The 26,241-nt window shown below is 61.4% G+C and carries 23 protein-coding genes; 13 read left to right on the top strand and 10 right to left on the bottom strand.

All coding sequences use genetic code 11. From position 1 onward, the window contains the following. The first annotated feature begins 102 nt into the window (after nucleotides 1-102). The 7 genes from EK373_RS03115 (at nucleotide 103) to EK373_RS34175 (ending at nucleotide 4,759) form a co-directional block, all read left to right on the top strand. Entirely contained in the window at nucleotides 103-1,029 is a 927-nt protein-coding gene (locus tag EK373_RS03115) for an ABC transporter ATP-binding protein (protein ID WP_129641276.1), read from the top strand. Between the two features lie 43 nt (nucleotides 1,030-1,072). Beyond that, entirely contained in the window at nucleotides 1,073-1,846 is a 774-nt protein-coding gene (locus EK373_RS03110; RefSeq protein WP_129643290.1) for an ABC transporter permease, read from the top strand. Between the two features lie 9 nt (nucleotides 1,847-1,855). Further along, nucleotides 1,856-2,233 carry an SAM-dependent methyltransferase gene (locus tag EK373_RS03105; RefSeq protein WP_129641275.1) on the top strand — a complete coding sequence of 126 codons (378 nt, stop codon included), beginning with the start codon at nucleotides 1,856-1,858 and terminating at the stop codon, nucleotides 2,231-2,233. Nucleotides 2,234-2,305: 72 nt separating this feature from the next. Continuing rightward, nucleotides 2,306-2,824 carry a RidA family protein gene (locus tag EK373_RS03100; protein ID WP_198683040.1) on the top strand — a complete coding sequence of 173 codons (519 nt, stop codon included), beginning with the start codon at nucleotides 2,306-2,308 and terminating at the stop codon, nucleotides 2,822-2,824. Nucleotides 2,825-2,833: 9 nt separating this feature from the next. Further along, the gene (locus tag EK373_RS03095) at nucleotides 2,834-3,658 is read left to right on the top strand and encodes a MerR family transcriptional regulator (RefSeq protein ID WP_129641274.1); all 825 of its coding nucleotides are present in this window, start codon (nucleotides 2,834-2,836) and stop codon (nucleotides 3,656-3,658) included. A gap of 242 nt (nucleotides 3,659-3,900) precedes the next feature. Then, complete coding sequence (locus tag EK373_RS03090) at nucleotides 3,901-4,422, top strand: GNAT family N-acetyltransferase (protein ID WP_129641273.1); 522 nt, start codon at nucleotides 3,901-3,903, stop codon at nucleotides 4,420-4,422. Nucleotides 4,423-4,513: 91 nt separating this feature from the next. Continuing rightward, the gene (locus EK373_RS34175) at nucleotides 4,514-4,759 is read left to right on the top strand and encodes a DUF1272 domain-containing protein (RefSeq protein ID WP_129643286.1); all 246 of its coding nucleotides are present in this window, start codon (nucleotides 4,514-4,516) and stop codon (nucleotides 4,757-4,759) included. 7 nt (nucleotides 4,760-4,766) lie between these two features. On the opposite strand, the gene EK373_RS03080 is transcribed toward EK373_RS34175, so the two are convergent. Both EK373_RS03080 and EK373_RS03075 read right to left on the bottom strand, forming a co-directional pair. After that, nucleotides 4,767-5,282 (bottom strand): hypothetical protein, encoded by a 516-nt coding sequence (locus EK373_RS03080; protein WP_129641272.1) that lies wholly within the window; start codon nucleotides 5,280-5,282, stop codon nucleotides 4,767-4,769. A 52-nt stretch (nucleotides 5,283-5,334) separates the two neighbouring features. Continuing rightward, complete coding sequence (locus EK373_RS03075; RefSeq protein WP_129641271.1) at nucleotides 5,335-5,703, bottom strand: VOC family protein; 369 nt, start codon at nucleotides 5,701-5,703, stop codon at nucleotides 5,335-5,337. Between the two features lie 131 nt (nucleotides 5,704-5,834). On the opposite strand from EK373_RS03075, the gene EK373_RS03070 reads away from it, so the two are divergent. Continuing rightward, the gene (locus EK373_RS03070; protein ID WP_129641270.1) at nucleotides 5,835-9,122 is read left to right on the top strand and encodes a S41 family peptidase; all 3,288 of its coding nucleotides are present in this window, start codon (nucleotides 5,835-5,837) and stop codon (nucleotides 9,120-9,122) included. Nucleotides 9,123-9,158: 36 nt separating this feature from the next. Here the strand turns inward: EK373_RS03070 and EK373_RS03065 are convergent, their stop codons facing one another. Next, nucleotides 9,159-9,674: a DUF1697 domain-containing protein gene (locus tag EK373_RS03065; protein WP_129641269.1), complete on the bottom strand. Its 516-nt coding sequence runs from the start codon at nucleotides 9,672-9,674 to the stop codon at nucleotides 9,159-9,161. Nucleotides 9,675-9,747: 73 nt separating this feature from the next. Then, nucleotides 9,748-10,230: a DUF2938 domain-containing protein gene (locus EK373_RS03060; protein ID WP_129641268.1), complete on the bottom strand. Its 483-nt coding sequence runs from the start codon at nucleotides 10,228-10,230 to the stop codon at nucleotides 9,748-9,750. Between the two features lie 75 nt (nucleotides 10,231-10,305). On the opposite strand from EK373_RS03060, the gene EK373_RS03055 reads away from it, so the two are divergent. Genes EK373_RS03055 through EK373_RS03045 form a run of 3 tightly spaced genes read left to right on the top strand, consistent with a single transcriptional unit; the run spans nucleotide 10,306 to nucleotide 11,864 of the window. Next, nucleotides 10,306-10,767, top strand: coding sequence for a helix-turn-helix domain-containing protein (locus EK373_RS03055; RefSeq protein ID WP_129641267.1), 462 nt, complete (start codon nucleotides 10,306-10,308; stop codon nucleotides 10,765-10,767). A gap of 2 nt (nucleotides 10,768-10,769) precedes the next feature. Continuing rightward, nucleotides 10,770-11,495: a class I SAM-dependent methyltransferase gene (locus EK373_RS03050; protein ID WP_129641266.1), complete on the top strand. Its 726-nt coding sequence runs from the start codon at nucleotides 10,770-10,772 to the stop codon at nucleotides 11,493-11,495. A 30-nt stretch (nucleotides 11,496-11,525) separates the two neighbouring features. After that, nucleotides 11,526-11,864: a barstar family protein gene (locus EK373_RS03045; protein WP_129641265.1), complete on the top strand. Its 339-nt coding sequence runs from the start codon at nucleotides 11,526-11,528 to the stop codon at nucleotides 11,862-11,864. A gap of 210 nt (nucleotides 11,865-12,074) precedes the next feature. Here EK373_RS03045 and EK373_RS03040 read toward each other — a convergent pair whose 3' ends face one another. The 3 genes from EK373_RS03040 to EK373_RS03030 all read right to left on the bottom strand — a co-directional run bounded on the left by EK373_RS03040 (nucleotide 12,075) and on the right by EK373_RS03030 (nucleotide 19,075). Beyond that, nucleotides 12,075-13,559, bottom strand: coding sequence for a glutamate synthase subunit beta (locus EK373_RS03040; RefSeq protein ID WP_129641264.1), 1,485 nt, complete (start codon nucleotides 13,557-13,559; stop codon nucleotides 12,075-12,077). Between the two features lie 42 nt (nucleotides 13,560-13,601). After that, entirely contained in the window at nucleotides 13,602-18,257 is a 4,656-nt protein-coding gene (gene gltB / locus EK373_RS03035; protein ID WP_129641263.1) for a glutamate synthase large subunit, read from the bottom strand. A gap of 365 nt (nucleotides 18,258-18,622) precedes the next feature. After that, nucleotides 18,623-19,075 (bottom strand): Rv0361 family membrane protein, encoded by a 453-nt coding sequence (locus tag EK373_RS03030; RefSeq protein WP_129641262.1) that lies wholly within the window; start codon nucleotides 19,073-19,075, stop codon nucleotides 18,623-18,625. Between the two features lie 263 nt (nucleotides 19,076-19,338). Between EK373_RS03030 and EK373_RS03025 the strand changes: the two genes are divergently transcribed. Then, nucleotides 19,339-20,325, top strand: coding sequence for a CsgG/HfaB family protein (locus EK373_RS03025; RefSeq protein WP_157994199.1), 987 nt, complete (start codon nucleotides 19,339-19,341; stop codon nucleotides 20,323-20,325). A gap of 96 nt (nucleotides 20,326-20,421) precedes the next feature. Here EK373_RS03025 and EK373_RS03020 read toward each other — a convergent pair whose 3' ends face one another. From EK373_RS03020 to EK373_RS03010, 3 genes are all read right to left on the bottom strand, one after another. Next, entirely contained in the window at nucleotides 20,422-20,946 is a 525-nt protein-coding gene (locus EK373_RS03020; RefSeq protein ID WP_198683039.1) for a YybH family protein, read from the bottom strand. 69 nt (nucleotides 20,947-21,015) lie between these two features. Continuing rightward, the gene (locus EK373_RS03015) at nucleotides 21,016-21,969 is read right to left on the bottom strand and encodes a DUF4268 domain-containing protein (RefSeq protein WP_129641259.1); all 954 of its coding nucleotides are present in this window, start codon (nucleotides 21,967-21,969) and stop codon (nucleotides 21,016-21,018) included. A 162-nt stretch (nucleotides 21,970-22,131) separates the two neighbouring features. After that, nucleotides 22,132-23,721, bottom strand: coding sequence for a tannase/feruloyl esterase family alpha/beta hydrolase (locus tag EK373_RS03010; RefSeq protein WP_198683038.1), 1,590 nt, complete (start codon nucleotides 23,719-23,721; stop codon nucleotides 22,132-22,134). A gap of 275 nt (nucleotides 23,722-23,996) precedes the next feature. Here EK373_RS03010 and EK373_RS03005 point away from each other — a divergent pair, with 275 nt between their 5' ends. Then, nucleotides 23,997-26,237 carry a TonB-dependent receptor gene (locus EK373_RS03005; RefSeq protein ID WP_129641257.1) on the top strand — a complete coding sequence of 747 codons (2,241 nt, stop codon included), beginning with the start codon at nucleotides 23,997-23,999 and terminating at the stop codon, nucleotides 26,235-26,237. Nucleotides 26,238-26,241 lie beyond the last annotated feature (4 nt).

Here is a 26,241-nt window from a genome sequence, read left to right as displayed (position 1 = left end):
GCCCGCGCCTTGCTGGGGCGGGTCCGGCCCGATACCCTTCGCAGCCACTTTTCCCACTCCGATCAATGTCATCGCCACCCAAGTACGGTGGCTGAAGGCGCCATGCAAGCACTGACCTTCCAGCAGCTCACAAAGACCTACAAGAACGGCGTTCAGGCGCTCAAGGGGATCGACCTGGCCGTGGAGGAAGGGGATTTCTTCGCGTTGCTGGGGCCGAATGGCGCCGGCAAGACCACCGCCATCGGCATCGTCACCTCATTGGTCAACAAGAGCAGCGGCAAAGTTCAGGTATTCGGCCACGACATCGATACGGAGCTGGCGATCGCCAAATCGTGCATCGGCCTGGTGCCCCAGGAAGTCAACTTCAATCAATTTGAAACAGTCACCACGATCCTGCTGAACCAGGCCGGCTTCTACGGCATTCCGCGCCATGTGGCGTCGAAGCGCCTGGAGAAATATCTGACCGCACTGCAGTTGTGGGAAAAGCGGAATGCGGTGTCGCGCACCTTGTCAGGCGGCATGAAGCGGCGCTTGATGATTGCCCGAGCACTGATGCACGAGCCGCGCTTGCTGATCCTGGATGAGCCCACCGCCGGCGTGGACATCGAAGTGCGTCGCACGATGTGGACGTTCATGCGCGACATCAACGCCGCCGGCACGACCATCATCCTGACCACGCACTATCTGGAGGAAGCGGAGAATCTGTGCCGCCACGTCGCCATCATCGACAAGGGCCGCATCATCGAGAACGACCGCATGAGCCGCGTGCTGCGCAAACTGCAGACCGAGGTTTTTGTGTTCAACCTGCGCAATCCGATCACGGCAGCGCCGGTACTGCCGGGCTACGCAGTCAGCATGCCGGACGATCATTCGCTGGAGATCGAGGTCTCCAAAGACCAGAGCCTGAACGACATTTTCTCGCAACTGTCCGCGTCCGGCATCGAAGTGCTGTCGATGCGCAACAAGACCAACCGACTGGAAGAGCTGTTCATGCGGCTGGTGAATCAGAAAGAGGCCGCCCATGGATAAAGCCGTCGAATCTTCGAGTCTGTCCCCTTCGGTGAAAGAGCCCATGTTGTTGAAGACGAACATCGTCGGCTTCAACACCATCGTGATCCGCGAGTTCAATCGCATCATTCGCATCTGGGGCCAGACCATCGTCCCGCCGGCGATCACCGCGACGCTGTATTTCGTCATCTTCGGCAGCCTGATCGGCGGCCGCATCGGCGACATGGGCGGCTACTCCTACATTCAGTACATCGCGCCCGGCCTGATCATGATGTCCGTGATCACCAACTCGTACGGCAATGTCGTGTCGTCGTTCTTCGGCGCGAAATTCGGCAAGCACATCGAAGAGCTGCTGGTGTCGCCGCTGCCGAGCTGGCTGATCGTCGGCGGTTATGTGATGGGCGGCATTACGCGCGGCATCATCGTCGGCGGTGTGGTCACTGCGATCACGTTGATCTTCACGCACATGAAGATTCACAGCATCGGCGTAGTGATTTCCGCCGTACTGCTCAGCTCGATCGTGTTCGCGCTGGCCGGCATGATCAATGCCGTGTTCGCGAAGAACTTCGATCAGATCTCGTTCATTCCGACCTTCGTGCTGACGCCGCTGACCTATCTGGGCGGCGTGTTCTATACGATCAAGCTGCTGCCCGACTGGGCCCAGGGCATCTCGCACGCCAATCCCATTCTTTATATGGTCAACGCCTTCCGCTTCGGCTTCCTGGGCGTGTCCGACGTCAATGTTGGCCTGGCCTATACGATCATGATCGGCGCCGCAGTCGTTCTGTATGTCAGCTGTGTGTGGCTGCTGCATCGGGGCGTCGGCACGCGCGAGTAACTGCTACCCATGAGCGAGCGCCTGAGATCGATCGTCGAGGGACTGCGGATCCAAGCGGACGACCAGGTGCTCGAAATCGGCTGTGGACACGGCGTGGCGGCGAGCTTCGTCTGCGAACGGCTCGGTTCCGGCCGGCTGGTCGCAATCGACAAATCCAAGAAGATGATCGCAGCGTCGCTGCGGCGGAATCGGCGGCACGTCGACGCGGGTCGCGCCGAGTTTCACGTTGCCGATGCGCTCGAGTTCGAACCGGGACGGCGCAAATTCGACAAGATCTTCGCCGTCCGCGTCGGACTGCTTCATCGCGATCCCGCCCTGGCTCGTCGCATTCTCGAACCCTGGCTCGCGCCGCGAGGGAAGATCGTACTGGTCTATGACGAGCCGTAGGCCGCGGTCTTGACTCTCCAGCGACTGGAGACTCGAGAGTCGCGCTTCAAGTGCAATTTCAGAGGGCACAGCGTGAGCGTCAACGAGCCTCGTTCAGCCACTCGGCGCGATGTGATCAAGACAGCATTGATCAGCGCTGCCACCGTAGCGGCGCCGGCGACGGCTGCGTCGGCCAGTCAGGCCGATCCGAATTTCCGACTTTACGATCCCGACAAACTGCCTCCCAGCACCGGTTTCTCGCAGGTGGCTGAAATAACGAGCGGCAAGCTGCTGTACATCGCTGGCCAGGTGCCACGCAATGCCGCGGGGGAGCTGGTCGGAAAGGGCGATTTTCGCGCGCAACTCGAACAGGTCTTTATCAATCTTGGTATCGCCGCAGCCGCGGCAGGCGCATCGTTTGCGGATATCGTGAAACTGAATTATTACTGCGTCGCCGGCATTGAACCTGCCCAACAGCGTGCAGTCGTAGAGGTGCGGGACCGCTATGTAAACACGCAGTCCCCACCGGTGAGCACGTTCGTCTTCGTCAGTCGACTCGTGCATCCCGATTGGCTGATCGAGATCGAAGCCGTGGCGGTGCTGCCGTCGTGAGGAAATGCGATGCTCCGGATCGGTGAGTTTGCTCGCCTGGCGAACGTGTCCATCAAGTTGGTGCGGCACTACGACGAGATCGGTCTGCTGCCCGCGCACGCCATCGATCCGAACACCAAGTATCGTTACTACTCTGTCACGCAATTGGCGCGCATCAACGAGCTGCTCGTTTATCGCAGCCTCGGGTTTTCGCTTCAGGAAGTCAGGAGACTGCTGTGCGCCGAGCATTCGCCTGAGCGGCTGCGGGAGATGCTGCTGCAACGACGCGCTAGCCTGCAGGTAAAAATCGAGGCGGAGCGTGCGAGGCTCGAGGAAGTAGATGTGCGCATTTCACAAATTGAAAGCGAGGGATCGCTGCGTCCGTATGAAACGACGATTCGCAGCCTGGATGTCGGGTTCGCTGTAAGCCTGCGACGTACGTGCGATTCGTACGATGAGGTGGGCGACATGCTTCAGGTCCTGCGCGCGAAGTTGCCCGCAAGGTCCGTGGTAATGGGGCAGGGCGCGATCTGGCATCGGTGCCTGGGGACCGCCGACAGCATCGACTGTGAGGCGCTGCTGTTCATCGACCCGTGTAAGTCGTCACATCCCACCGCTTTGAACGTCGTTCAGGTGCCCGCGTGCACAGTAGCTTCGGTGGTGCTCGACGACACAGCTGACAATCCCCGCTCGGCGTATCGAGCAGCGGTCGATCGAGCCCAGCGCCTCGGGTACCGAGTCGCAGGTCCGATTCGAGAGCGATATTTCAATCGCATGGACCTGAGCGGTCCCATCGAGGTGCAGTTTCCGCTTGCGCCCGCCGGCCGCCGCCCAACAATGGCGTCTCCCTTTTGATATTCGCGATCGCGCCTGGTCCAAAGCGCTGGTTCAAAAGTTACGACTCATTGGCTGGCACGCGCGAGTAAGTGCACTGATGCCAGGGCGCTTGCCAGTTCTTCGGTGCGGGACCGCGCCAGGACATCCGGGACGATGGCGAACCCATTGTGGTCGAGCGGACTGCTCATGGCTATTCTACGGTGCGTTGGTCGGTGTTACCGTCGCCGCGGGCGAGGAGGGCGTATCATCTTAGGGAGCTGATGATCGTGAATGTCCGGGAAATGCTCTTGGAGGAAGTCGGGGTAGTCATCGACTACTTCCATGAATCTGGCGCCGAGCATCTCGAGTTATTGGGCGTGGACCCAACGAGGCTGCCGGGGCGCGTGCAATGGCGGCAGCTCTATGAAACCGACTTCGCACAGCCGATCGAGCGTCGGCGCAGCTTGCTTCTCCTATGGGAGCTTGACGCCAGGCCGATCGGGTTCTCATCGGTGGACAAGATCGTGTACGGCAAAGAGGCGTACATGCATCTTCACATCGTCGAACCCGGACAGCGCCAAAGCGGCTTCGGCGTGGCCTGTGTGCGAAAGTCTGTCGAGATCTATTTCGACCGACTTCGGCTCGAGCGTCTGTATTGCGAACCGAACGCTTTCAATGTCGCGCCGAATCGAACGCTACAGAAGGCGGGTTTCCAATACGTGAAGACGCATCGAACCGTGCCCGGGCCGTTGAACTTCCACCAGCCGGTCACGCGATGGGTGTATGCAAGACCGGCTGGCTGAATTTGCGTCCGGAATCGATCACAACTTGTCTGTCGTGGGATGGCATGCGACGACGCGGCGAGTTAGGTTGGCGAAAACTTGGGAGTCAACCATGCTGGAACTCAGGCCGAACTGCGAATGCTGTAACGTCGATCTGCTGCCTGATTCGGCGTCGGTCCTCATCTGCACATTTGAGTGCACCTTCTGCTCGGATTGCGCGGGGAATCGACTGAACGGCATCTGCCCGAATTGCGGCGGCGAATTGGTGCGACGACCGCGGCGGCCCTTGGATAAGCTCGCGAAATATCCGGCGTCGACGCAGCGGGTCTTCAAGCCGGCGGGCTGCGAGGTGAGGTAGCGGTCAGTCAGCGCCGGTCGCGCTGCGTTGCTGGTCGATCGCCGGCACTTTGCTTATTCGAGCTCGTACCGCACTCGGCGGACTGCCGGGTTTCGCGCGCCATCTCCGCCGCTCTTGCCAGGCCCTGCGAGCTGAGCACGCACAAGTAAGTTATGAACATCGCCGGTATCAGCGCGATGGCGATGGCTTGCCAGCCTTTCTTGATCTTGACGCGCCGATACACCTTCCGGCCGGGTGGCGGGTAACGCCGAGTTGCGATGGTTTCAATCGACTGCCGTGCTGTCAGCAGTACGATCAGGATCGCTGCAGCCAGCGGCGCGCCCACGAAGGCGCCGTAGATCAACACTGTCGAGCCGGGCACACCGAAGATCGCTTCGCACGGCGCGTCCGCCGAAAACAAGCGGAACCGAGGCAGCACCCACCAATAAACTGCAGCGCTTAACAGCGCGCCGACGACGACGTGCAGAAGCAGCCGGCGGCGGCGCTCCTTGGGCGAATATTGAGGTGCAAACTCCGGCTCCATGCTGCCGTGAACCTTCCGGCAGCATGGCTACTGTGTCAAGTTCGCCCGGCCGTCAGCTGGTGCTGATGACAATCCCGTTGCCTTCACTGTCGCGCAACTGGGCGAATCGTTGCCCCGGGTTCCAGGGAGCATTGCTGGGCTCTTTGGTGAACACGACACCGTTCGCGCTCAACTTGCGCCAGGTGGCGTCGACGTCATCTGAAATGATTACGAGCCGCGGAGTGTCCGACTGCATCTCGCCCTGCTGAGCCGTCAGCAGGATGCGAGTCTCTGCGCCGGGAATGGCCAGCTCGATCCAGCGCCAACCCTCTTTATATGGAGCGTCCTGTGCCACGCGCAGGCCGAGCTTCTCGGTATAGAAGCTCAATGCGCGATCCTGATCGATCACGGGCAACTCGGCGAATTTGACGAACTTCAGCATGGCGCGCCTCCGTCGTTCACGGCCGCAGTTATATAGCTTGTGGATGTTGCAATCCAGGCGGATTCAGTCATCTTCGCCGCGCCATGTCGTTATCATCTGCGCTCGCCAGTGTGGAAGAACCTTGAACAACCATGAAACATACGAAGTTGCTTGCATTGCTCGGTCTCGCAGTCGCGCCTCTGGGGTACGCGGCGGACGCTGCCAATACCCGCATGCTCTCCAGTCCGGCCGTGCACGGGCAGAGCCTGGCATTTATTTACGACAACGATATCTGGTTGAGCTCGCTCTCCGGCGGCAGCGCGCGGCGCTTGACTCAAGCGCCCGGCAAGGAATCGGCGCTGCGCTTCTCTCCGGACGGGCAATGGCTGGCGTTCAGCGCCAACTACGGAGACAACACCGATGTGTACGTGATGCCGGCGCAGGGCGGGGAAGCGCGACGGCTCACCTGGCATCCGGGCCGCGATGTCGTGGTCGGGTTCACGCCGAACGGCCGGGTCATGTTCTATTCCGAACGCGGTCGGTTCGTGTCGCAGACGACACAGCTCTATTCCATCGCAGCGACAGGCGGCGTGCCCGAGCGCGTGCCGGTGCCCTCCGGGGCCAAAGCGGCACTCTCCGCCGACGGTCGCACGCTGGCTTACTCACCGAATCGCGAAGTGTTCCGGCAATGGAAGAACTATCGTGGCGGCACGCAGAGCCGCCTGTGGCTGATGAACATGAGCGACTACTCCGTGAAGGAGGTGCCCAAGCCGGCGGGCGGCAGCAACGATACCGATCCGATGTGGATCGGCGGCACGCTGTATTTCAACTCAGACCGTAACGGCGAGTTCAATCTGTTTCGCTACGACGCGGGCGGCGACGCCGCTCAGCTCACACAGCTGAAGGACTTTCCGGTCACCGATCCGAGCGCCGACAGTGCGGGCATCATCGTTTTCGAGCACGCCGGTTACTTGCACCGTCTCGATACTCGCGACAATTCGGTACAACAGATCCGCATTTCGGCGATCTCCGATCTGATCGAAACGCGCCCGCGCCTGGCGAGCGATCCAAAGTGGATTCGTGAAGCGACGGCGTCGCCCGATCTCAAGCGTATGGCGTTCAACTATCGCGGCGAAATCGTCACGGTGCCGGCGGAGAAGGGCGATGCGCGCCAGCTGACCCGCTCGACGGGCGCGAACGATCACTCGCCGGTGTGGTCCGGCGATGGCAAGCAGATCGCGTGGTTCTCCGATGAGAGCGGCGAATATGAGCTGCTGCTCGCGGACCAGGACGGCAAAGGCAAGCCGCGGCATTATCGGCTGGCGGGGGCCGGCTTTTATGATCGTCCCGTGTTCTCGCCCGATGGCGCGCGTATCGCCTATCGCGACAACAGTCAGTCACTGTGGGTGATTGAGCTGGCCAGCGGCAAGAACATCAAGATCGCGTCCGAGCCCGTCTATTCGCCGTTCCCTTTGATGCGAGCCAGCTGGTCGCCGGACTCACGCTGGCTGACGTATACGGTGCAGGCAGCGGGCTTGATTCAAACCGTCAACGTTTGGTCGGTGGAGACGAGCCGTTCCATCCAGGTCACCGATGGCTTGTCGGAAATGCTCGAGCCGGTGTTCGATCCGAACGGCGAGTTCATCTATGTGCTCGCGTCCACGGATGCAGGGCCACTGAAGGATTGGTTCTCGCAGATCAACATCGACAGCCCGGTGCGCTACGGTTTGTATGCGATCACGCTGCGACAGGACGGGCCGAGCGCCGTCCCGCCGCTCAGTGACGAAGTGGATCTCAAGGCGATGTCGACTGCCGCGCCGGAGTCCGAAGACAAGAAGGCCAAGGATGCAGCGAAGGACGACAAAGGTAAGAGTGCCGGTAAAGCGCCGGTCGTGCGCATCGATGCCGTCGGGATCGAGGACCGCATTGTCGCGCTGCCTGTCGGCGTCGGCGCCCGTCACGACCTGCGCGTCGGCGCGAGCGGCGAGATCTATTTCATCGAAGGCTCGGGCGCGACGGCGCAGGAAGCGCTCAACAAGCCTGGCGAGCTGAAACGATTCACGCTGGAGAAGCGCGAAACCAAAACGCTGGCCAAAGGCGTGGAAGATTTCCTGCTATCACGCGATGGCAAGCGCATCGGCTATCGCGTCGGTCCGGATTGGTTCGTGACCGATGTCGCCGACGAGCTGCCGGCCGGTAAAGGGAAGCTTGCGCTCAATAACGTCAGCGTCGCGGTGGATCCGCGAGCCGAGTGGCCGCAGATCCTCGATGAGGCGTGGCGGATCAACCGCGACTATTTCTATGCCGACAACTATCACGGCGCGGATTGGCCGGCGATGCGCGAGAAATATCGCGCATTCCTCCCGGATCTCGCCAGACGCAGCGACCTCGAGCGGGTCATCGAGATGATGTTGAGCGAGCTCGCGGTGGGGCACAGCTTTCAGCAATCGGGCGACGATCCGTTCAAGCCGGCGAAAGTTGCGGTGGGCCTGCTCGGCGCCGACTACGCGATCGAGCGTGAGCGCTATCGTTTCACCAGGATCCTCGGCGGTTTGAACTGGAGCCCAGATCTGCGCTCGCCGCTGCGTTCGCCAGGTGTGTACGTCAAGCCGGGCGAGTACTTGCTGGCGGTCGATGGACAGGAGTTGCGTGCGCCGACCAGCCTGTATTCGTTGTTCGAGAACCGCGTCGATCGGCAGGTGCGCATCACGGTCGGGCCCAGCGCCGACGGCAAGAATTCGCGCGATGTCATCGTCGTGCCGATTGGCGACGAGACGACGTTGCGTTACATGGACTGGGTGGAAGGAAACATCCGCTACGTCTCCGAGAAAAGCGGCGGCCGGCTCGCCTATGTGCACGTGCCCGACACGACCACCGGCGGCCACACCATGTTCAAACGATATTTCTATCCACAGTCGCAGCGCGCAGGCTTGATCCTCGATGAGCGCTTCAATCGCGGCGGCCAGGTTGCCGACTACTACATCGACATCATGCGCCGGCCGGTGATCGCGCACTGGAAGATGCGTTATGGCGCAGACCTGATCAGTCCGCGAGGCGCCATTCAAGGTCCGAAGGTGCTGATCACCGAAGAGAACGCAGGCTCCGGCGGCGATCTGCTGCCCTGGATGTTCAAACATTTCCAGCTCGGACCGATCGTCGGCAAGCGGACCTGGGGCGGGCTCGTCGGCATTCTTGGCTTTCCGCCCCTGATGGACGGCGGCGGCATTACCTCGCCAAACATCGCGTTCTGGACGGAGCAGGGTTATCGCGTCGAGAACGAAGGCGTCGCGCCTGACGTTGAGGTCGAACAATGGCCGCGTGACGTCAATGCTGGCCGCGATCCCCAACTCGATCGTGCGATTCAGATCGCGCTCGAAGCGCTGGAGAAGAATCCCGCGCCGCCCGTGCAGGCGCCGCCGTTGCCGGTGCGGGTCCGGTAGCGAGCCTATAAGCCTCGGTGAAGGAGTGCGCTCCGGCTAAGCCGCCGCGCACTTCTTCACTGTGTCCAGCGTCCGTGTCGTGATTTCCGTGCCGAAGGTTTTCTCGATAAGGCGCATGAATGTGGGCGAGCCGGGGTGCGGCACGTATGACGTGAGGATCTCTTGACCGCGCACGGCCAGGATGCGTGCATCATCTAGTTTGATGGGCAGCGACAGCTTGGCTGTTGGCGCCGCGCGAAGGAAAGTAATGACGTGCTTCGACTTCGCCGGCAGGCGGAATTCACCGTAGGGATCGGCGTCGATCAGGGCTTGCAATGCCTTGGTAGATCGCACGATCGTCATGAAGGTGCGATCGAGGTGCTGCTCCATCGCCTTTTCGGCCTGCCGTGCCAAGGTTTTTTCCGACTTGGCGGGCGAGTCGAACACCACATTGCCGCTGGCGAGCACGGTTTTGACATTGGTGAAGCCCGCGCTCTCGAACGCCCGCTTCACCTCCGGCATCTTCGCATTCATCGGGCTCACGCCCCGCAGGAAGGCAACGTAACGAGGCATGATCGGCTCCGGCGTGTGTTTGCAAAGAATACGGCATCTTTCGCCGGAACTCATGACTCTGCCGTGTTCGGGATCAGCCCTGCTGAAGCGCCCAGCTCGTAGCCCACAAGCCGAAGCCGAAAACCGCGTGAGTGATCAAGCTCTGAAGTCGCGCGGACCAAGGTTTCGGTGTGCGTGACGCCGCTACGCCCGCGCCCATTCCCGGTTGCATCAACAGGAATGGCGCGGCCACGGTGCCGAGCCCGAATGCCAGCGCCGGAGCCAGCGTTGGTCGGCTAAGCCATTGCAAGCCTGCGATCCAGATCAGCCCGGCCGCGAACACGACACCGATGGCGTAGTGTGCGATCCAGCCAATGGCGCGCTCTCCCGGAATCGGCGTAGCGGTCGCGATCCGGTCGTGGCGAAACGTGCCGTGTGCCATATGGCCGATCCAGCGGCCGACCATGGCGTAATCCGCGGGTGGGATGCCTAGCAGCCGCTTGCGGATCGCACCCCAGACGTCCATGACTGCGGTAGCGCCGAGGCCGGTGACGATCATTGCAAGCACCACGTTCATGAATCGCACCTCGCTCTTTCCAAACCTCCACTGGCTTGGCAGAGTGCCACTTCAAGTCAACTTGAGGTCAAGAGCATGGACATTGCTGAGGTCGTAAAAAGGTCCGGCGTCCCTGCTTCGACGTTGCGTTACTACGAAGAGAAGGGCCTGGTCTCCTCCATAGGCCGGCATGGGCTGCGCCGCCTGTTTGCAGCCTCGGTGCTGGAACGGCTGGCGATCATCTCAATGGGCCGATCCGCGGGCCTCTCCCTGGACGAGATCGCGCAGATGTTCGCGCCGGACGGCAAGTTGCAGATCGATCGCAAAATGCTCGCTCTCAAGGCCGACGAGCTCGATGCAACCATCCGCAAGCTAACCGCCATGCGCGACGGCCTGCGCCACGCCGCCGCGTGCCCCGCGCCGAGCCATATGGAATGTCCAACCTTCCGTCGCCTGCTCGGCCTGACGACAGCCGAGATGAGCTTGAAGGGAAAGCGACCAGCCCACTCGAAGAAACATCCAGTGAATCCACCGCGGCGAACCCGGCGAGTTGATTGAATATGAATTCAGTTTCTGCGCACTACGAAACCCTGCTGGCTCGCGTGTATCTCTGGATGGCCGGCGGGTTCGAGGTCGCTGTGCGAAACGGCGCATCCGATCTCGACGGCGTCTCGAAGAATATTGGCTTTGCTATAGATCTTGGCGCGGGGTTCGGGATGCACGCCATTCCGCTGGCTCGAGCAGGACACGAAGTGCTTGCCATCGACTCTTCGCTGTATTTACTCGAGCAGCTGCGCAGCAGTGCGGCCGGTTTGCCGATCGAGACAGTTGCCGCGGATCTGACGCGTTTCAAGGACCATCTGCCTTCGCAGCGCCAGGCCGATTTGATCCTGTGTATGGGCGATACGCTGACTCACCTGGATAGCATCGATGCTGTCGCCTCCCTGGCAAGTGACATCGCGTCGACGCTGGCTGCCGGTGGCCGGTTCGTCGCGACGTTTCGTGACTATACGAAGCTACCCGAGGGACCGGCTCGGTTCATTCCGGTGCGCAGCGACGCCACGCGTATTCACACCTGCTTTCTCGAGGCTGCCGATGACAAGGTTGTGGTGCACGACATCGTGCATGAGCTGACCGGCGCTGGCTGGTCGATGCAGGTCAGCAGCTATCCGAAGCTCCGTCTCGAACCGGAACAGATGTGTCGAATCTTTACCAAAGCCGGGCTTCGCGCTTCGATCGGGCCGGGACCGCGCGGTCAGCTTCGATTGATCGCGGACAAGTCTTGAATTGGAACTGCCGCTCGTGAGGGATCCAGCATGATCGTGACCAGCGTTAAGGTCGATTGCGCGCGCATCACCGATTGGGCTTCGTTTCATTCGGTCTTTGCAGAGGCGTTCGGGTTTCCGGACTCCTATGGCAAGAACATCAGCGCCTGGATCGATTGCCTGACGTCTCTGGATGCTCCCGAGGAAGGCATGACGAAGGTTCATTGCGCTCCCGGCACGGTGATCACTCTGCAGCTGGATCACGTCCGCGAGTTCCGACGCACTTGCCCGGAACAATATGCGGCACTCATCGAGTGCTCCGCGTTCGTCAACTGGCGTCGCAATGAGGTCAAGCAGGATTCTGTGCTGGCCTTGAGCTTTCGCGACTAGCCTGCAAGCGTACTCTTCCCAACGCGGACATAAATGCGGTCGTCGGCCACTGCCCAAGTGGTGGCTGTGACAACCTAGCCTTGCGGCAAATCAGTCCGGGTCAGCGCTCTGCAGGCCAATGCTGGGCGGGGAGTCGAAGATGATTCTGTTGAAGAAGCCGTGTCGTCGTATCACGAGGGGACCGCAAAGGTCCCCTCGGGTCCTAACAACTTAGGGAAGCTCCGTCGTCCCCATCAAATATCGATCGCACTCGCGCGCCGCGCCGCGGCCTTCGTTGATGGCCCAGACGATCAAGCTTTGACCGCGACGGCAATCGCCGGCAGCGAACACGCCCTTGAGGCTAGTAGTGAACTTGCCGTGATCGGCTTTCACGTTGCTGCGGGCGTCGGTCTCGACGGCGAGATCCTTCAGTAGCATCTGCTCGGGGCCGAGGAAGCCCATGGCCAGCAGGACGAGCTGAGCGGGATAAACCTTCTCCGTGCCCGGCACTTCGACAGGAACGAACGCGCCCTTGTCATTCTTCTGCCAATCGATCTGCACGGTGACCACTTCCTTCACCGCGCCAGCAGCGTCGACCCCGAAGCGCTTCACGGTCGTGAGATACGTGCGAGGATCGGCGCCGAACTTGGCGGCGGCTTCTTCCTGGCCGTAATCCATCTTGTAGACTTTGGGCCATTCCGGCCAAGGATTGTCATTAGCGCGATCCATCGGCGGCTGCGCCATGATTTCGATTTGAGTGACCGACTTGCAGCCCTGGCGCATGGCCGTGCCGACGCAGTCGGTGCCGGTGTCGCCGCCGCCGATGACGATCACGTCCTTGCCGCGAGCGTGGATCGGGGCGTGGTCGACGCCGCCGTTCAACAGCGCCTGCGTGCTGCCGGTGAGATATTCCATGGCGAAGTGGACACCCGTGGAGGAGCGGCCGTCGACAGGAAGATCGCGAGGCTGCGTGGCGCCGGTCGCGATCACGATGGCGTCGAAGTCCTTACGCAGCAGCTGCGGCTCGACGTTGTCGCCGACGTTCGCGTTGCAGATGAACTTGATGCCTTCCTGCTCCATCAACTTCAAGCGACGCTCGACCACGTCCTTCTTGTCGAGCTTCATGTTCGGAATGCCGTACATCAGCAGGCCGCCCGGACGATCCGCGCGCTCGAGTACGGTCACGGTGTGACCGGCCTTGTTCAACTGAGCCGCAGCGGCGAGACCGGCAGGGCCGGAGCCGATGACAGCCACGCGCTTGCCGGTGCGAGTCTTCGGCGGCTCGGGCAATACCCAGCCTTCCTCCCAGCCGCGGTCAACGATGGCATTTTCAATCGTTTTGATCGTGACTGGAGGATTGTTGATGCCGAGCACGCACGAGCCTTCGCACGGCGCCGGGCACACGCGGCCGGTGAACTCGGGGAAGTTGTTGGTCATGTGCAGGCGGTCGAGCGCTTCGCGCCACAGCCCGCGATAGACCAGGTCGTTCCATTCCGGAATCACATTGTTCACCGGACAGCCGGAGGCCATGCCGCTGATCAATTTGCCCGTGTGACAGAAGGGCACGCCGCAATCCATGCAGCGAGCGGCTTGATGGCGCAGCCGCTTGTCTTCCATGTGGTGATGGAATTCCTTCCAGTCCTTGACGCGCTCCTGCGGGGTCCGATCGACCGGCAGCTCGCGTAGATATTCGATGAATCCTGTTGGCTTACCCATGGCGAAATTGGCTCGTGGCTAAATCATGAATGGCGAGGGTCATCAGTTACCACCGACGCGCGCCGTGTCCTTGGCGTTCTCTTCGAACGCGACCATGATCGCGTCGTCGCCGGTGAGGCCTTGTTCGTGGGCGCGGGCGATACAAGCCAGCATGCGCTTGTAGTCGCGCGGCAGCACGCGAACGAACTTCTTCACCATGTCATTCCAGTTATCGAGCACCTGTCGCGCGCGAGCGCTCTTGGTGTAGCCGTAGTGACGCTCGATCATCGCGCCGACCGCGGCAATCTCCTCCGGCTCTGCCAGCGGGCCAACATCGACCATTTCTTGGTTGACCTTGGTGTGGAAGTCGCCGTGCTCGTCGAGCACATACGCCACACCACCGGACATGCCAGCGCCGAAGTTGCGGCCGGCGGGTCCGAGCACGATCACACGACCGCCGGTCATGTACTCGCAACCGTGATCGCCGACGGCTTCGACGACAGCGTGCACGCCGCTGTTACGAACGCAGAAGCGCTCGCCAGCCATGCCGCCGATGTACGCCTCGCCGCTGGTCGCACCGTACAGCGCGACGTTGCCGATGATGATGTTCTCGTAAGAAACAAACGTCGAACCGGCCGGCGGGAACAGAATCAGCTTGCCGCCCGAAAGGCCCTTGCCGAGATAGTCGTTGGCGTCGCCTTCCAGGAAGAAGGTCATGCCACGCGGCAGGAACGCGCCGAAGCTTTGACCCGCCGATCCCTTGAAACGGATCTGGATCTTGTCTTCGGGCAGGCCGGCGGCGCCGTACTTGCGAGTGATCTCGCTGCCGGTGATCGTGCCGACCACGCGATTCACATTGCGAATCGGCAGCTCGGCGACGACCTTTTCGCCACGCTCGATCGCGGGCTTGCAGATCTCCAGCAGCCGGGTCAGATCGAGCGACTTCTCCAGGCCGTGATCCTGTTCCATCTGCTTGAAGCGCGGCGAGCCGTCGCTCGAATCGGGCTGATACAGCAGGTTGCTGAAATCCAGACCACGCGCCTTCCAGTGATTCACGGCCTTGCGCGGCTCGAGCCGATCGACACGACCGATCATCTCGTCGACGCTGCGGAAGCCGAGTTGCGCCATGAGCTCGCGCATTTCCATGGCGATGAAGCGCATGAAATTGACGACGTGCTCCGGCTTGCCCGCGAACTTCTCGCGCAGACGCGGATCTTGAGTCGCGATGCCGGCGGGGCAGGTGTTCAAGTGACAGACGCGCATCATGATGCAGCCCGTCGCGACCAGCGGCGCCGTCGCGAAGCCGAACTCTTCGGCGCCGAGCAGAGCGGCGACGATAACGTCGCGACCCGTCTTCAACTGACCGTCCGTTTCGACAGCGATGCGGCTACGCAGGTTGTTCATCACCAGCGTCTGGTGAGTCTCGGCGAGGCCGAGCTCCCAGGGCAGACCGGCGTGAGCCAGTGACGTTTGCGGAGATGCACCCGTGCCACCGTCGTGACCGCTGACCAGCACCACGTCGGCGTGCGCCTTGGCGACGCCCGCAGCAACCGTGCCGACTCCCACTTCGGCCACCAGCTTGACGCTGATGCGAGCGTGACGGTTCGCGTTCTTCAAGTCATGGATCAGCTCGGCGAGGTCTTCGATCGAGTAGATGTCATGGTGCGGCGGCGGCGAAATCAAACCCACGCCCGCGGTGGTGTGGCGAGTTTTCGCGATCCACGGATACACCTTGGTGCCGGGCAGCTGACCGCCTTCACCAGGCTTCGCGCCCTGCGCCATCTTGATCTGGATCTCGTTGGCGCTGACCAGGTATTCGCTGGTGACGCCGAAGCGGCCCGAGGCGACCTGTTTGATCGCCGAGTTCTTCGAATCGCCATTCGGCATCGGCTTGAAACGCACCGGATCTTCGCCGCCTTCGCCGGTGTTGCTCTTGCCGCCGATACGATTCATCGCGATCGCCAGCGTCTCGTGCGCTTCCTGGCTGATCGAGCCGTACGACATCGCGCCGGTCTTGAAGCGCTTCATAATGTTCTCGATCGGCTCGACTTCCTCCAGCGGCACGGCTTCGCCGGACTTGAAGTCCAACAGGCCGCGCAGCGTGCAGAGGTTGGTCGACTGCTCGTTGATCAGCTTCGAGTATTCCTTGAACTGGTTGAAGTTGCCGTTGCGCACGGACTTCTGCAGCCGATGAATCGACTCGGGGTTGAACAGGTGATATTCGCCATCGGCCCGCCACTGATACTGGCCGCCGACCGGCAGCGTGTGACGGTCGGTCGGACGCTCGGGGAACGCGGCGCGGTGACGCACCAGCACTTCCTGGGCGATCACATCCATGCCGATGCCGCCGACGCGCGAGGCCGTCCAGGTGAAGTACTCGTCGATCACGTCCTGACGCAGACCGACCGCTTCGAACACCTGGGCGCCGCGATAGCTCTGGATGGCCGAGATGCCCATCTTCGCCATCACCTTGATGATGCCCTTGGTCGCGGCCTTCACCAGGTTCTTGCAGGCGCTCTTGTGATCGATGCCGGTGATGCGCTCGTCGCGGATCATGCCGTCGATGGTTTCGAACGCGACGTAAGGATTGATCGCGCTGACGCCATAGCCGATCAGCAACGCAAAGTGATGAACTTCGCGCGCCTCACCGGTTTCGATCACGAGGCTGACGCGCGTGCGCAGTCCTTCGCGGATCAAATAGTGATGCAGGCCGGCGACCGCGAGCAGCGCCGGAATGGGCGCGAACTCCTTGTTCACGCCGCGATCGCTGAGGATGAGGACGTTCACTTCCTCTTCCTCGATCATGCGGCGGGCCATCAGCCGGATTTCTTCCATCGACTTCACCAGGCCCTTCTCGCCGCGGGTCACGCGGAACAGGCTGGGCAGCACGCCGACGCGCAGGTTCGGCAAATCCATGCGGCGGACCTTGGCGAATTCCTCGTTCGTGAGAATCGGCCACTTCACTTCCAGGCGACGGCAGTCCGCCGGCTGCGGGTTCAGCAGGTTGCCTTCCGAACCCAGGCGCGTTTCCGCGGACGTGATGATCTCTTCGCGAATGCTATCGATGGGCGGATTGGTAACTTGCGCGAACAGCTGCTTGAAATAGTCGTACAGCAGGCGCGGCTTGTTAGACAGCACCGCGAGCGGCGTGTCGTTGCCCATGGAACCCACTGCTTCCACACCGTTCTGCGCCATCGGCGTCAGGATCATGCGTTCGTCTTCGAACGTATAGCCGAACGCGATCTGACGTTGCAGCAGCGTGTCGTGATCCGGCGCCGGCACTTCGGGCGCGGTCGGCAGATCGTTGATGTGCACCAGATGATCGTTCAGCCATTGCCGATACGGACGCTCGGTGGTGATGGCCTTCTTGATCTCTTCGTCTTCGACGATGCGGCCCTGCTCGGTGTCGACCAGGAACATGCGGCCGGGCTGCAAACGGCCCTTCAACAGCACGTTCTCCGGGGTGATGTCGAGCACGCCTGCCTCGGATGCCATCACGACCAAGCCATCCTTCGTCACGTAGTAGCGCGAAGGACGCAGGCCGTTGCGATCGAGCACGGCGCCGATCTGCTTGCCGTCGGTGAACGCGATCGCTGCCGGGCCGTCCCACGGCTCCATCAACGACGAGTGATACTGATAGAACGCGCGCTTGTTGTCGTCCATGGTCTGATGATTCGACCAGGGCTCGGGAATCATCATCATCATGGCGTGCGGCAGCGAGCGGCCCGCCAGCACCAGCAGCTCGAGCGTGTTGTCGAACATCGCCGAGTCGCTGCCGTTCGGATTGATGATCGGCAGGATCTGCGGCATGTCCTCGCCGAACACTTCGGAGTGGAACAGCGCTTCGCGCGCGTGCATCCAGTTCGCGTTGCCACGCACGGTGTTGATCTCACCGTTGTGCGCGACATAACGATACGGATGGGCGCGATCCCAGCTCGGGAACGTGTTGGTGCTGAACCGCGAGTGCACCAGCGCGATGGCCGTTTCCATCGTCGGATCCTGCAGATCCGGGAAGTAGGGGCCGAGCTGCTCGGTCAGCAGCATGCCCTTATAAACGAGGGTCTTATGGGACAGGCTCGCGACGTACCAGGACGCTGCGCCTTCCATCGTCGACGTGCGGATCTCGCTGTAAGCGCGCTTGCGGATCACATACAGCTTGCGCTCGAACGCCAGCGCGTCCGGCAGCGCCGGATTGCGGCCGACGAACACCTGCCGCATATACGGCTCGCACGATTTCGCCGTATCACCCAGCGAGGAGTTGTTGGTCGGGACCGTGCGCCAGCCGAGCACCGTCTGACCTTCGGACTGCACGATCTGCTCGAAGCGCTCTTCGATGCGCCGACGCAGCGTCGGATTGCGCGGCAGGAAGACGATGCCGCAGCCGTAATGCTCGGGCTCGGGCAAATCGATGCGCGACTTCTTCGCCGCCGCCACCAGGAACTGATGCGGCATCTGGAGCAGCACGCCCGCGCCGTCGCCGGTATTGGTCTCGGCTCCACACGCGCCACGGTGATCCAGGTTGGTCAGGACCTGCAGGCCCTGTTGCAGAATCTTGTGCGATTTTCGGCCTTTAATATCTACGACAAAGCCGACGCCGCAAGCGTCGTGCTCGTATGCGGGATCGTAAAGACCCTGCTTTTCTGGACGGGTGGTTCGCCCCTTCAGGGCGACCTCGTTCGCGGCCTCTTCCTTGAAGGCCCGTTCAGTGCCGTTAGTCATGTTGGCCTACCGTTACCATCATCGGGAAATTCGGTCTGGCCGGGACAATCGCTGCGAGCGACAGGCATGGCCAGGGCCGCGCATCGATTCGTCTCGGCAGGGGCAGCGGTGGTGACTGCATCCCAGGAGGCGGCTCGGCGCGGGACCGTCGCCGCGGCGCGCGGCGTACGATCTGCGGTGCTGACACCGCGATCACGGTCTAACTCATTGATTCAGTAGGGTTGATTCGCGAAGGTCGGCGCAGCGCAAGGCCGGCCAGGGCCTCGACGCGGACAAGCGCGTTGAATACAACCCGAAGGAATGGCAGTCATATTACAGAGGTCGGTCCCTGCGTCAATGCGCCGCGAAAGACAAGACCCCCGGCGTTATTTCCGCATGACCTCCAGGAAGGTCACTTTCCACTCGTCATCCTCCCGGCGCAGGGCGATTTTGAAGGTGCCCAGCTCGCCGGCAAGGTCCCATTGATTCGTGGCCGCGGCGTCGCGGCCCATCATGCCGACCAGCACTCGGGCTCTGGCTTCGCCGTCGCTCGGGAAAGTCAGTTCCTCGATGCGCGTCAGCAGATGAATGGATTGGTTGGCGATGAAGTAGCCCCGCGCATAGCGCGCGGCCTCTTCAGCTCCCATTCCATTGGCGTCCCGGTAATCCTCGGACAGATGCGCCTGCAGGCCGCCAACGTCGCGGTCTTCGGCGGCTTGCTCCATTTGTTCGATGACCGCTCGCACCTGCTGCTCGGGCGAGCTCCGGTCGCCGCAGGCGGCGAGGGTGGCGAGCGTCAGGAACAGCAGGGATCGATGAACGACTCGATGGATTGGCATGCGCGACCGGCAATGTACGTTAGTTGCATTTACCAGCCGGGAAGTTGGCTGGAATGATGCGCGGACTATGGCGGACCGCCACACACCGGGCAACGAGCGCGCTCAGCAGACTTCAAATGGGAGCTGTCTGCTTGACCGACTCCGAGCTAAGTGCTCAGATCCTGAAGCGTAGCAACCGGCGGCCCAAACTGGCTTTAAATCAAACATTTCGCACCGTCGGCGCGCTCCGAGCGCCTGCTTGCTCATCTCGTTGGGAGAAAGTTATGAAGTTCGTATCGGCCCGTGTTTCAGGGGTGAAGACGCTGGGTGTGCGCGCTGCTGTCGCCACCGCGTTGTCATTGCTGGGATTGCCGCTGGTCGCAAGCGCGCAGGATGGCGTGGAACATTGTGACAAGCCCATGGGCGCGATCGCTGTGGTCGAGCCACAAGATTATGTGGCGCAGTCGCTGTCTCGATATGGCCTGCAGTCGCCCACCGGGCTGATCCGCATGATGGTCCAGCAGTCGAACTGTTTCATCGTCGTGGAGCGCGGCATCGGCATGCAGAACATGATGCAAGAGCGCGCGCTGCAGGAGTCAGGTGAATTGCGTCAGGGCTCGAACATGGGCGGCGGCCAGATGGTCAGTGCCGATTTCGTGCTCACGCCGGCCGTTGTGTTTTCCGAGAACGATGCCGGCGGCGTCGGTGGCGCACTCGGCGGCCTGCTGCCTGGCTCCAAGGGTCGCGTGCTGGGCGCAGTTGCCGGCGGTTTGAAGTTCAAAGAAGCGCAGACCAGCATGCTCGTGACCGATGCGCGCTCAGGCGTTCAGGTCGCTTCCGCCGAAGGCAACGCCAAGAAGGCGGATCTGAAGCTGGGCACGGCGTTGTTCGGTAATAGCGCCGCCGGTGCGCTCGGCGGTTACACCAAGACCAACGAAGGCAAAGTGATCACGGCCAGCCTCGCGGACAACTACAACAACATCGTGCGCTCGGTTCGCAATCAGCCTCACCTGCAACGCGACGTGGGCACGCTCGCGGAAGAGGCGGGCAAGAAGACCAAGAGCGGCGCCGTGTACAACGAAGGCGACACCATCGTGCCGAAGCTCGGCAACCTGAAGGTGTACTCCTCGCCCAGCGAAACCTCGAAGACGGTCGCGACCCTGTCGAAGGGCGAAGAGATGATCTTCATGGGCGAAGAGCAGGACGGCTACCTGAAGATCGAATCCAGCAACGGCGGCGGCTGGGTGAAGAAGATTTTGGTGACGCGTTAATCAACCAACGCGCGACGGAGCAAAGCCGGGCGGGATGAAAGTCCTCGCCCGGCTTTTTTATGTCTGGCATGTGGGTCATGCCGTAGCTGAATCCAGTTATCTGGCGTCCATGATTGCCGTGTGCACGATTCGCCAGCCCGCTTCTTTGCGCTCCAGTACCAGGTGCATATGAGTTCTCCTGGTTTCCTCGTTCGCGTTTCGCGAGGCTCCGCGCTGCCCGTCGGTATATAGGTGAACGACAGCGGCATCACTGCCGATGAAGCGCTTGGAGATGATTTTCATGTTCGCCGCTTCTTGTCGCGAAACGGCCGGATCGAAGCCAGGGAACAGCCGCTGTTCCAGGAACCGTCCGAGCGGCTCTGCGCCTTGTATGATGCGTGCATACGCGTTGGTCCATTCGACATCTTCGGCGTGCAGCGCGACCAGCGCCGAGGTGTCCTGTCGACCCCAGGCTTCTTCAAAATTGCGGATCAGTGCATCGACCGCTCTTTCATCCTCGGTCGAAGCTGGCCTGCCATAGGTACGAAACTCTGGAATCTGGCGCCGCTCCTGCGCCGGTGCACTGGCTGCGCCACCAAGGGCAACACACAGTAAGACAGCTGCCACGCATTTATTGTTCATCCTTCTGCTCCGTGCTTCTGCAATTGCTTCGGACGTAGCGAGTGGGTGAAAGGTTGCGTCAATCAATGGTCAAGCGATCTGCTTCAGGCCGAATTTGACCAGCGGAGCGAAAATCTTCTTGAAGAGCAGCAGCTTTTCGATCTGCCACTGTCTGACCTGCTCCAGCTCCTCCATGCTGCTTTCTATGCTGCCGCTGCGGCTGACGTAAATCCGGCAAGCTTGTTTGCCGTCCAGGCGCTCCCAAGCAAGCGGAAAGCCGAACTGACCTTCGATGCTGTCCTTTTGATTGCGCAGCCAGTCGAACAACGCCTTGTTCTCTTCGACAGCGCCGAGATCGATGTACAGCTCGACTCGAGCTGTGCCATCGCCTGCGAAGACTGCGCTGACCGGAACGCCGGACGTACCAGCAGAAAAGGTATACCAGTTCTGAGGCTGCGCGATCCGGGCGCCGGTGAACTTGTACTTTTCACGCAGCTCGTCGATCAACGTTTGATAATACTGCCGGTAGGCCTCGCCCTTCGTCGAGATGCGGCCGGCAGACTGGCTCCGTTTGGTCTTCTGCCATTCGTTGGGGAAAACGACCGGCCTGAAGTCGTACGCAGGATTCGACTCATCGATCTTCAGGACCTCCACCACGACGCCAAAGAATTCAGTCTCGGTGTCGGTTCTCTGATTCAGCCACTCGAGCGCCTGGCGGTGCTCTTCACGGATGGTCTCCGCGACCCAGATGACAACCGCCGCTCCGAATCCCGCGGCGTACGTTAGAAGCTTGCCAAGGTGGTCGTGATCGGTCTGCGTGAGCTGGTTCTCTATGACGACTGCACGGCCGCTCCCAAGGTCTTTCGCCAACAGATCCAGAGAGAAATCGCCAACGCTCGCTTCTCTGGCCTCGAGTTCCAGTTCCATTCCAAGTGCGGCGCCGAGTTCCTCGATATTGTCGGCGAGCCAGGGAGTGAAATCGCCTGCCTCCTTGGCCCAGATCTCCCGAAGATTCAGACGTCTGAGTTTGCTGAGCGGCTTCATGGCAGCGTTCGTTGTTCTTTGCGCGGTTGTGTGACATCTACATACTAGATGAAGGCACGCAGAGAATCGTGACCGCCGTCAAGGTTGAGATGATCCGCTTTTCTTAGCGCAAAGCGACCAACCCGGGCGCGTGCACAGTCGACGCGCCCGGGCTCAAGAGAGTTACTTCGGCGCCCGCGCCCAATCCAACCGATCGTCCGGTTCTTTCTTCGGCGATGCTTTGACCCAGTTCGCTTCGCTATTCACATCACCCTTGCCTGTGTACTTCGCATAAGCAGGATACGGGAACAGCGGGCGAGTGCGGATCACGCCCTCCGGGCCGCTTTGCGTAGCGACAACGCGCTCCGGCGCCTGGCCTTGTTCGACCCACTTCACCAGTTCAGGCAGCAGCTCGAACGTGTTCGGCGCGTTGCCGCCGCGGCAATGGAACATTCCAGGAACCATGAACACGCGGAACCAGTCCCGCACTTTCTCACCGCCGCCCTGACGTGAGGTTACATGGGCGTAGTAATCGAGCAGCGCCATCGGTGAGACGCCGGCGTCGGCCCAACCGTGATACACGATGAGCTTGCCGCCGCGTTGTTCGAACTCGCGCAGATCCGGCGCTTTGTGAGGAGCGACCGGATCGTACAAGGCGGCCATTTCTTCGGTCTTCTCAACGTCGGTGTCGAAGTTGAAAGTGCGATAGTTGTAATCGGCGGGCGGATTCGTCGGGAATGCGAGATAACGCAAATAGCCTTCCGCGAGCGAGCGACGGCCAGCACCGCTCCATGAAAGCTCGCTGCCGTAAGGCGTCGCGCCGGGCATCAGCTTCTCGCCCTTGCCGTTGACCGGTCCACTGTAGAGCGCCTTTGCCGCAGCGACCTGCTCGGCAGTCAAACAATCCGGGCCGTCGTCTTTCTTGCACTGAAGCTTGGCCGGGTCGAACGTGCACGCACGCGGATCGGTGAGGATGCCGTCGACGAGGCCGTCGAGCTTGTCACACGATTTCATGACGCCGGCATTCAGCACGGCGAGCTTGGCGGGCGTAAAGACTTCGGAGCCGTCGTCACGCAGCAGTTTCTGTGCATCCCAGTTGTTTGCGATCGCGCCGAGACGGCCCGGGAACGCGGGATCGCCTGCGATGATGCCGTCGAAGTCGCCGGGATAGCGTTGTGCTTCGGTAAGTCCCTCTCTACCGCCGGTCGAACAGCCGCGAAAATACGAGCGCGCCGGTCTCTTACCGTAGTAACGTTCGGCCAGCGCCTTACCGGCAACGGACATCAAATGCGTGGAACGGCCAGCGTAGTCTTCGCGGAGCGTAGGATCGCTCCCCCAGACAGGATCTTTGACGACCAGTCCGACGTGACCCATGTTGTGAGCGGCGACGACGAAGTTGTCGGCCAGCGCATCGGCGCAATTGTTGATGCCGATGACGCCGCAGAAGCCGCCGCAGCCGGTCTGAAAATAGCGGCCGTTCCAGCTCTGGCTCGGCAAGCGCAATTCAAACTGAATCTGCGGCTGAATGACGCCGGTGACGGCGCAATATTCGGCAGCGCCGTCCTTCGCCGGGACTCGCTTTGCCGAAAGCACCGAGAGCGGCGCTTCGAAGGTGTTCTTGAAATCCTCCTCGACCAGGCGCTCGCAGGGAATCGCGGCGCCAATCTGAGTGTCCAGCGTTGCCACGGGGACGGAGCTCTGCGACGCGTACGCGCCGCTACTTGCCGCAAGGATCGCTACATAGAACGCGAAGTGGGCTTTTGTCTTCGACACGGCCTTTCCTCTCGACTCGGACGGTTGCGAATTCTCTTCCTCAGATCGAAGCGCGCACCAACGGTGCATGAACTGTGCGCCACGGCACCAACTTCGCGCGCATTCCGACATGAGCCAGGCTTGAATTGTCAGTGCCAGGCTCTCTATGATCGTCATACATCATACAAAAATACCATCGTATCGTCGGTTCGAATGGTGGTATGCAAGTTGCAGTGCGGAAAGTTGGGTTGGGGATGCGCGACGCCGGTCGCGTCGCATAACTGTGAGGAGCTTGCATGAGAGTCAGCACTAATCGGCTTGGTAGCCGGGTCGCCGTCCGGATCGGCCAGGCCGTCGCGCTGGCGGCGACCGCCGTGGTCACCGTGGCGAATGCGCAGGATGCGGTCGTCGAGGAAATCGTCGTCACCGCCACCAAGCGCGAAACGACGATGAAGGACACTCCCGCGGCCATTGCCGCCGTGAGCGGCGACGCCATTCGCGAGAGCCAGGCGTTCTCGCTGGAGAGCTTTACGCGCTTGGATCCGTCCATCCAGGTCAACAACCGCGGCGTGGGTGACAACCAGATCATCGTCCGCGGCATTTCCTCCTCGGGCAAGCCCACTGTCGGCTTGTACTTCGACGAAGCAGTCATCACCGGCCTCGGCCTCGACGGCGGCAGCGACAATCAGCCGAACATCCAGCTGCACGACATGGAGCGGGTCGAAGTGCTCAAGGGTCCGCAGGGCACGCTGTTCGGCGCCGGCTCCATGAGCGGTACGGTGCGTTTCATCACCAACAAGCCGGACCTGTCGCAGTCAGCGTTCGGCTTCAGCGGCTCGGCCGCGACCGTCAAGGACGGCAACGAGCTGTTTCAGGGCGAGTTCATGGCGAACGTCCCGCTGATCCAGGACAAGCTCGGTGCGCGCGCCGTGGTGTGGGGCGATTCCGGCGGCGGTTATATCGACCAGACCAGCTCGGCCGGTTTCAAGGAGAACGTCAACGACCAGAGCATCTGGGGCGGACGCTTGATCCTGGCCTCGCAGCTCACCGATGCTTTGAAGATCACCGCGACCGGCCTGTATCAGGAGACCGAGGCGGACGGCTCGCAGTATTTCGAGTTCGGTCAGCCCGACTATCAAAACATTTCGCCGACGCTCGAGCCCTTCGAGGACGAGACCCAGCTGTTCAGCCTGGTGGCGGATTACACCACCGACTTCGGCACCTTCACCGCGACCAGCTCGTACATGGATCGCGAGTTGTTTTTCTCGCGCGATAGCACGCCGACCGCACGCTTCTTCGGCTTGCCGTTCGACCTCGCGTATCACCAAGGCCAGGAGATTTCCAACTGGTCCTCGGAAGTGCGCTTCGCTTCGTCGTTCGATGGTCCGTTCCAGGTCGTCGCCGGCGCGTTCTACGCCGAGCTCGAATCCGAGGTCACGAACGCCGCCTTGTTCGTGTTCGATGACAGCGGCGTCGCGCCCTGCAGGTTCCACAACGATTGCGTCGCCACCGGCTTCGCCGGGAACGACATCAATTCGGGCTTCAGCAACACCAACATCGATCAGCTGGCGCTGTTCACCGAAGTCGAATACAAGTTCGCGGAGCAGTGGACCGGCACGGTCGGCATCCGCTACTACGACGCGGATATCTTCGAGGGCAAGATCGAGACGCAGGAGCTGGCCCGTCCGCCGCAGACCGTGGATCGCGTGTTGCTCGACGAGACCATCAGCGAAGACGAGCTCAGCTACAACTTTGCACTGGCGTATGCGGCCACCGACGACACGACGTTCTATGCCCGCATCGCTTCGGGCTTCCGTCCCGGTGGCGTGAACGATTGGCGTTCGGCGGCATCTCGCGGGGTGAGCGTGCCGGCCCAGTACGGCTCAGATACGCTGTGGAACTACGAGTTGGGCGTGAAGAGCTACATGTTCAATCGCGCGCTGTACACCGAGCTGTCGGTGTATCGTATCGACTGGTCGGATCAGCAGATCTCGCTGCAGGATCCGAACGCCATCTTCGCGTTCATCGGCAACGCCGGTAAGAGCTACGTCAACGGCCTGGAGTTGCAGATCAACGCGCAGCCGACCGATAGCCTGACGCTGATGGTCGGTGCGACGTACACCGATTCGCGCCTGTCGGAAGACATGCCGATCCCGCCGGATCCCTCGACGCCGTACGGCCTCGAGGGCGATCGCATTCCGTACAGCCCGAAATGGTCGATGGCGGGCTCCGCTCAGTACGAGATTCCGTTCTCGTCCGAGGTCACGGGCTATGCAAACGCCAACTTCAATTATCGAAGCGTGTCGTACACGGCGTTCAACAGCTCGTTCGGCCCGACCAACTATCAGGAGCTGGATGACTACTTCATGATGGGAGTGCGCTTCGGCGTGCGCGTCGGCGCCTGGGATACCAGCATCTTCGTCGACAACGTCACCGACGAAGTGCCGGATCTGGGTCTGCGGGTGACTGGCGATGGTTACCGCGTCTATACCGCGCGTCCGATGACTGCGGGCGTACGCGTCTCGACCCGTTTCTGAGCCG

Origin of the sequence: Peristeroidobacter agariperforans (genome assembly GCF_004138335.1) — a bacterium.
In the GTDB taxonomy this organism is placed as follows: Bacteria; Pseudomonadota; Gammaproteobacteria; order Steroidobacterales; family Steroidobacteraceae; genus Steroidobacter; species Steroidobacter agariperforans.
Note: the sequence above shows the minus strand (reverse complement) of the source record. Positions and strands in the feature narration are given on the sequence as shown.

Bases quoted from the DNA above. Each gene is read 5' to 3' on its own strand.
- EK373_RS03115 (WP_129641276.1), top strand. From the start codon at position 103: ATGCAAGCACTGACCTTCCAGCAGCTCACAAAGACCTACAAGAACGGC.
- EK373_RS03110 (WP_129643290.1), top strand. From the start codon at position 1,073: ATGTTGTTGAAGACGAACATCGTCGGCTTCAACACCATCGTGATCCGC.
- EK373_RS03105 (WP_129641275.1), top strand. From the start codon at position 1,856: ATGAGCGAGCGCCTGAGATCGATCGTCGAGGGACTGCGGATCCAAGCG.
- EK373_RS03095 (WP_129641274.1), top strand. From the start codon at position 2,834: ATGCTCCGGATCGGTGAGTTTGCTCGCCTGGCGAACGTGTCCATCAAG.
- EK373_RS03090 (WP_129641273.1), top strand. From the start codon at position 3,901: ATGATCGTGAATGTCCGGGAAATGCTCTTGGAGGAAGTCGGGGTAGTC.
- EK373_RS34175 (WP_129643286.1), top strand. From the start codon at position 4,514: ATGCTGGAACTCAGGCCGAACTGCGAATGCTGTAACGTCGATCTGCTG.
- EK373_RS03080 (WP_129641272.1), bottom strand. From the start codon at position 5,282: ATGGAGCCGGAGTTTGCACCTCAATATTCGCCCAAGGAGCGCCGCCGC.
- EK373_RS03075 (WP_129641271.1), bottom strand. From the start codon at position 5,703: ATGCTGAAGTTCGTCAAATTCGCCGAGTTGCCCGTGATCGATCAGGAT.
- EK373_RS03070 (WP_129641270.1), top strand. From the start codon at position 5,835: ATGAAACATACGAAGTTGCTTGCATTGCTCGGTCTCGCAGTCGCGCCT.
- EK373_RS03065 (WP_129641269.1), bottom strand. From the start codon at position 9,674: ATGCCTCGTTACGTTGCCTTCCTGCGGGGCGTGAGCCCGATGAATGCG.
- EK373_RS03060 (WP_129641268.1), bottom strand. From the start codon at position 10,230: ATGAACGTGGTGCTTGCAATGATCGTCACCGGCCTCGGCGCTACCGCA.
- EK373_RS03055 (WP_129641267.1), top strand. From the start codon at position 10,306: ATGGACATTGCTGAGGTCGTAAAAAGGTCCGGCGTCCCTGCTTCGACG.
- EK373_RS03050 (WP_129641266.1), top strand. From the start codon at position 10,770: ATGAATTCAGTTTCTGCGCACTACGAAACCCTGCTGGCTCGCGTGTAT.
- EK373_RS03045 (WP_129641265.1), top strand. From the start codon at position 11,526: ATGATCGTGACCAGCGTTAAGGTCGATTGCGCGCGCATCACCGATTGG.
- EK373_RS03040 (WP_129641264.1), bottom strand. From the start codon at position 13,559: ATGGGTAAGCCAACAGGATTCATCGAATATCTACGCGAGCTGCCGGTC.
- gltB (WP_129641263.1), bottom strand. From the start codon at position 18,257: ATGACTAACGGCACTGAACGGGCCTTCAAGGAAGAGGCCGCGAACGAG.
- EK373_RS03030 (WP_129641262.1), bottom strand. From the start codon at position 19,075: ATGCCAATCCATCGAGTCGTTCATCGATCCCTGCTGTTCCTGACGCTC.
- EK373_RS03025 (WP_157994199.1), top strand. From the start codon at position 19,339: ATGAAGTTCGTATCGGCCCGTGTTTCAGGGGTGAAGACGCTGGGTGTG.
- EK373_RS03020 (WP_198683039.1), bottom strand. From the start codon at position 20,946: ATGAACAATAAATGCGTGGCAGCTGTCTTACTGTGTGTTGCCCTTGGT.
- EK373_RS03015 (WP_129641259.1), bottom strand. From the start codon at position 21,969: ATGAAGCCGCTCAGCAAACTCAGACGTCTGAATCTTCGGGAGATCTGG.
- EK373_RS03005 (WP_129641257.1), top strand. From the start codon at position 23,997: ATGAGAGTCAGCACTAATCGGCTTGGTAGCCGGGTCGCCGTCCGGATC.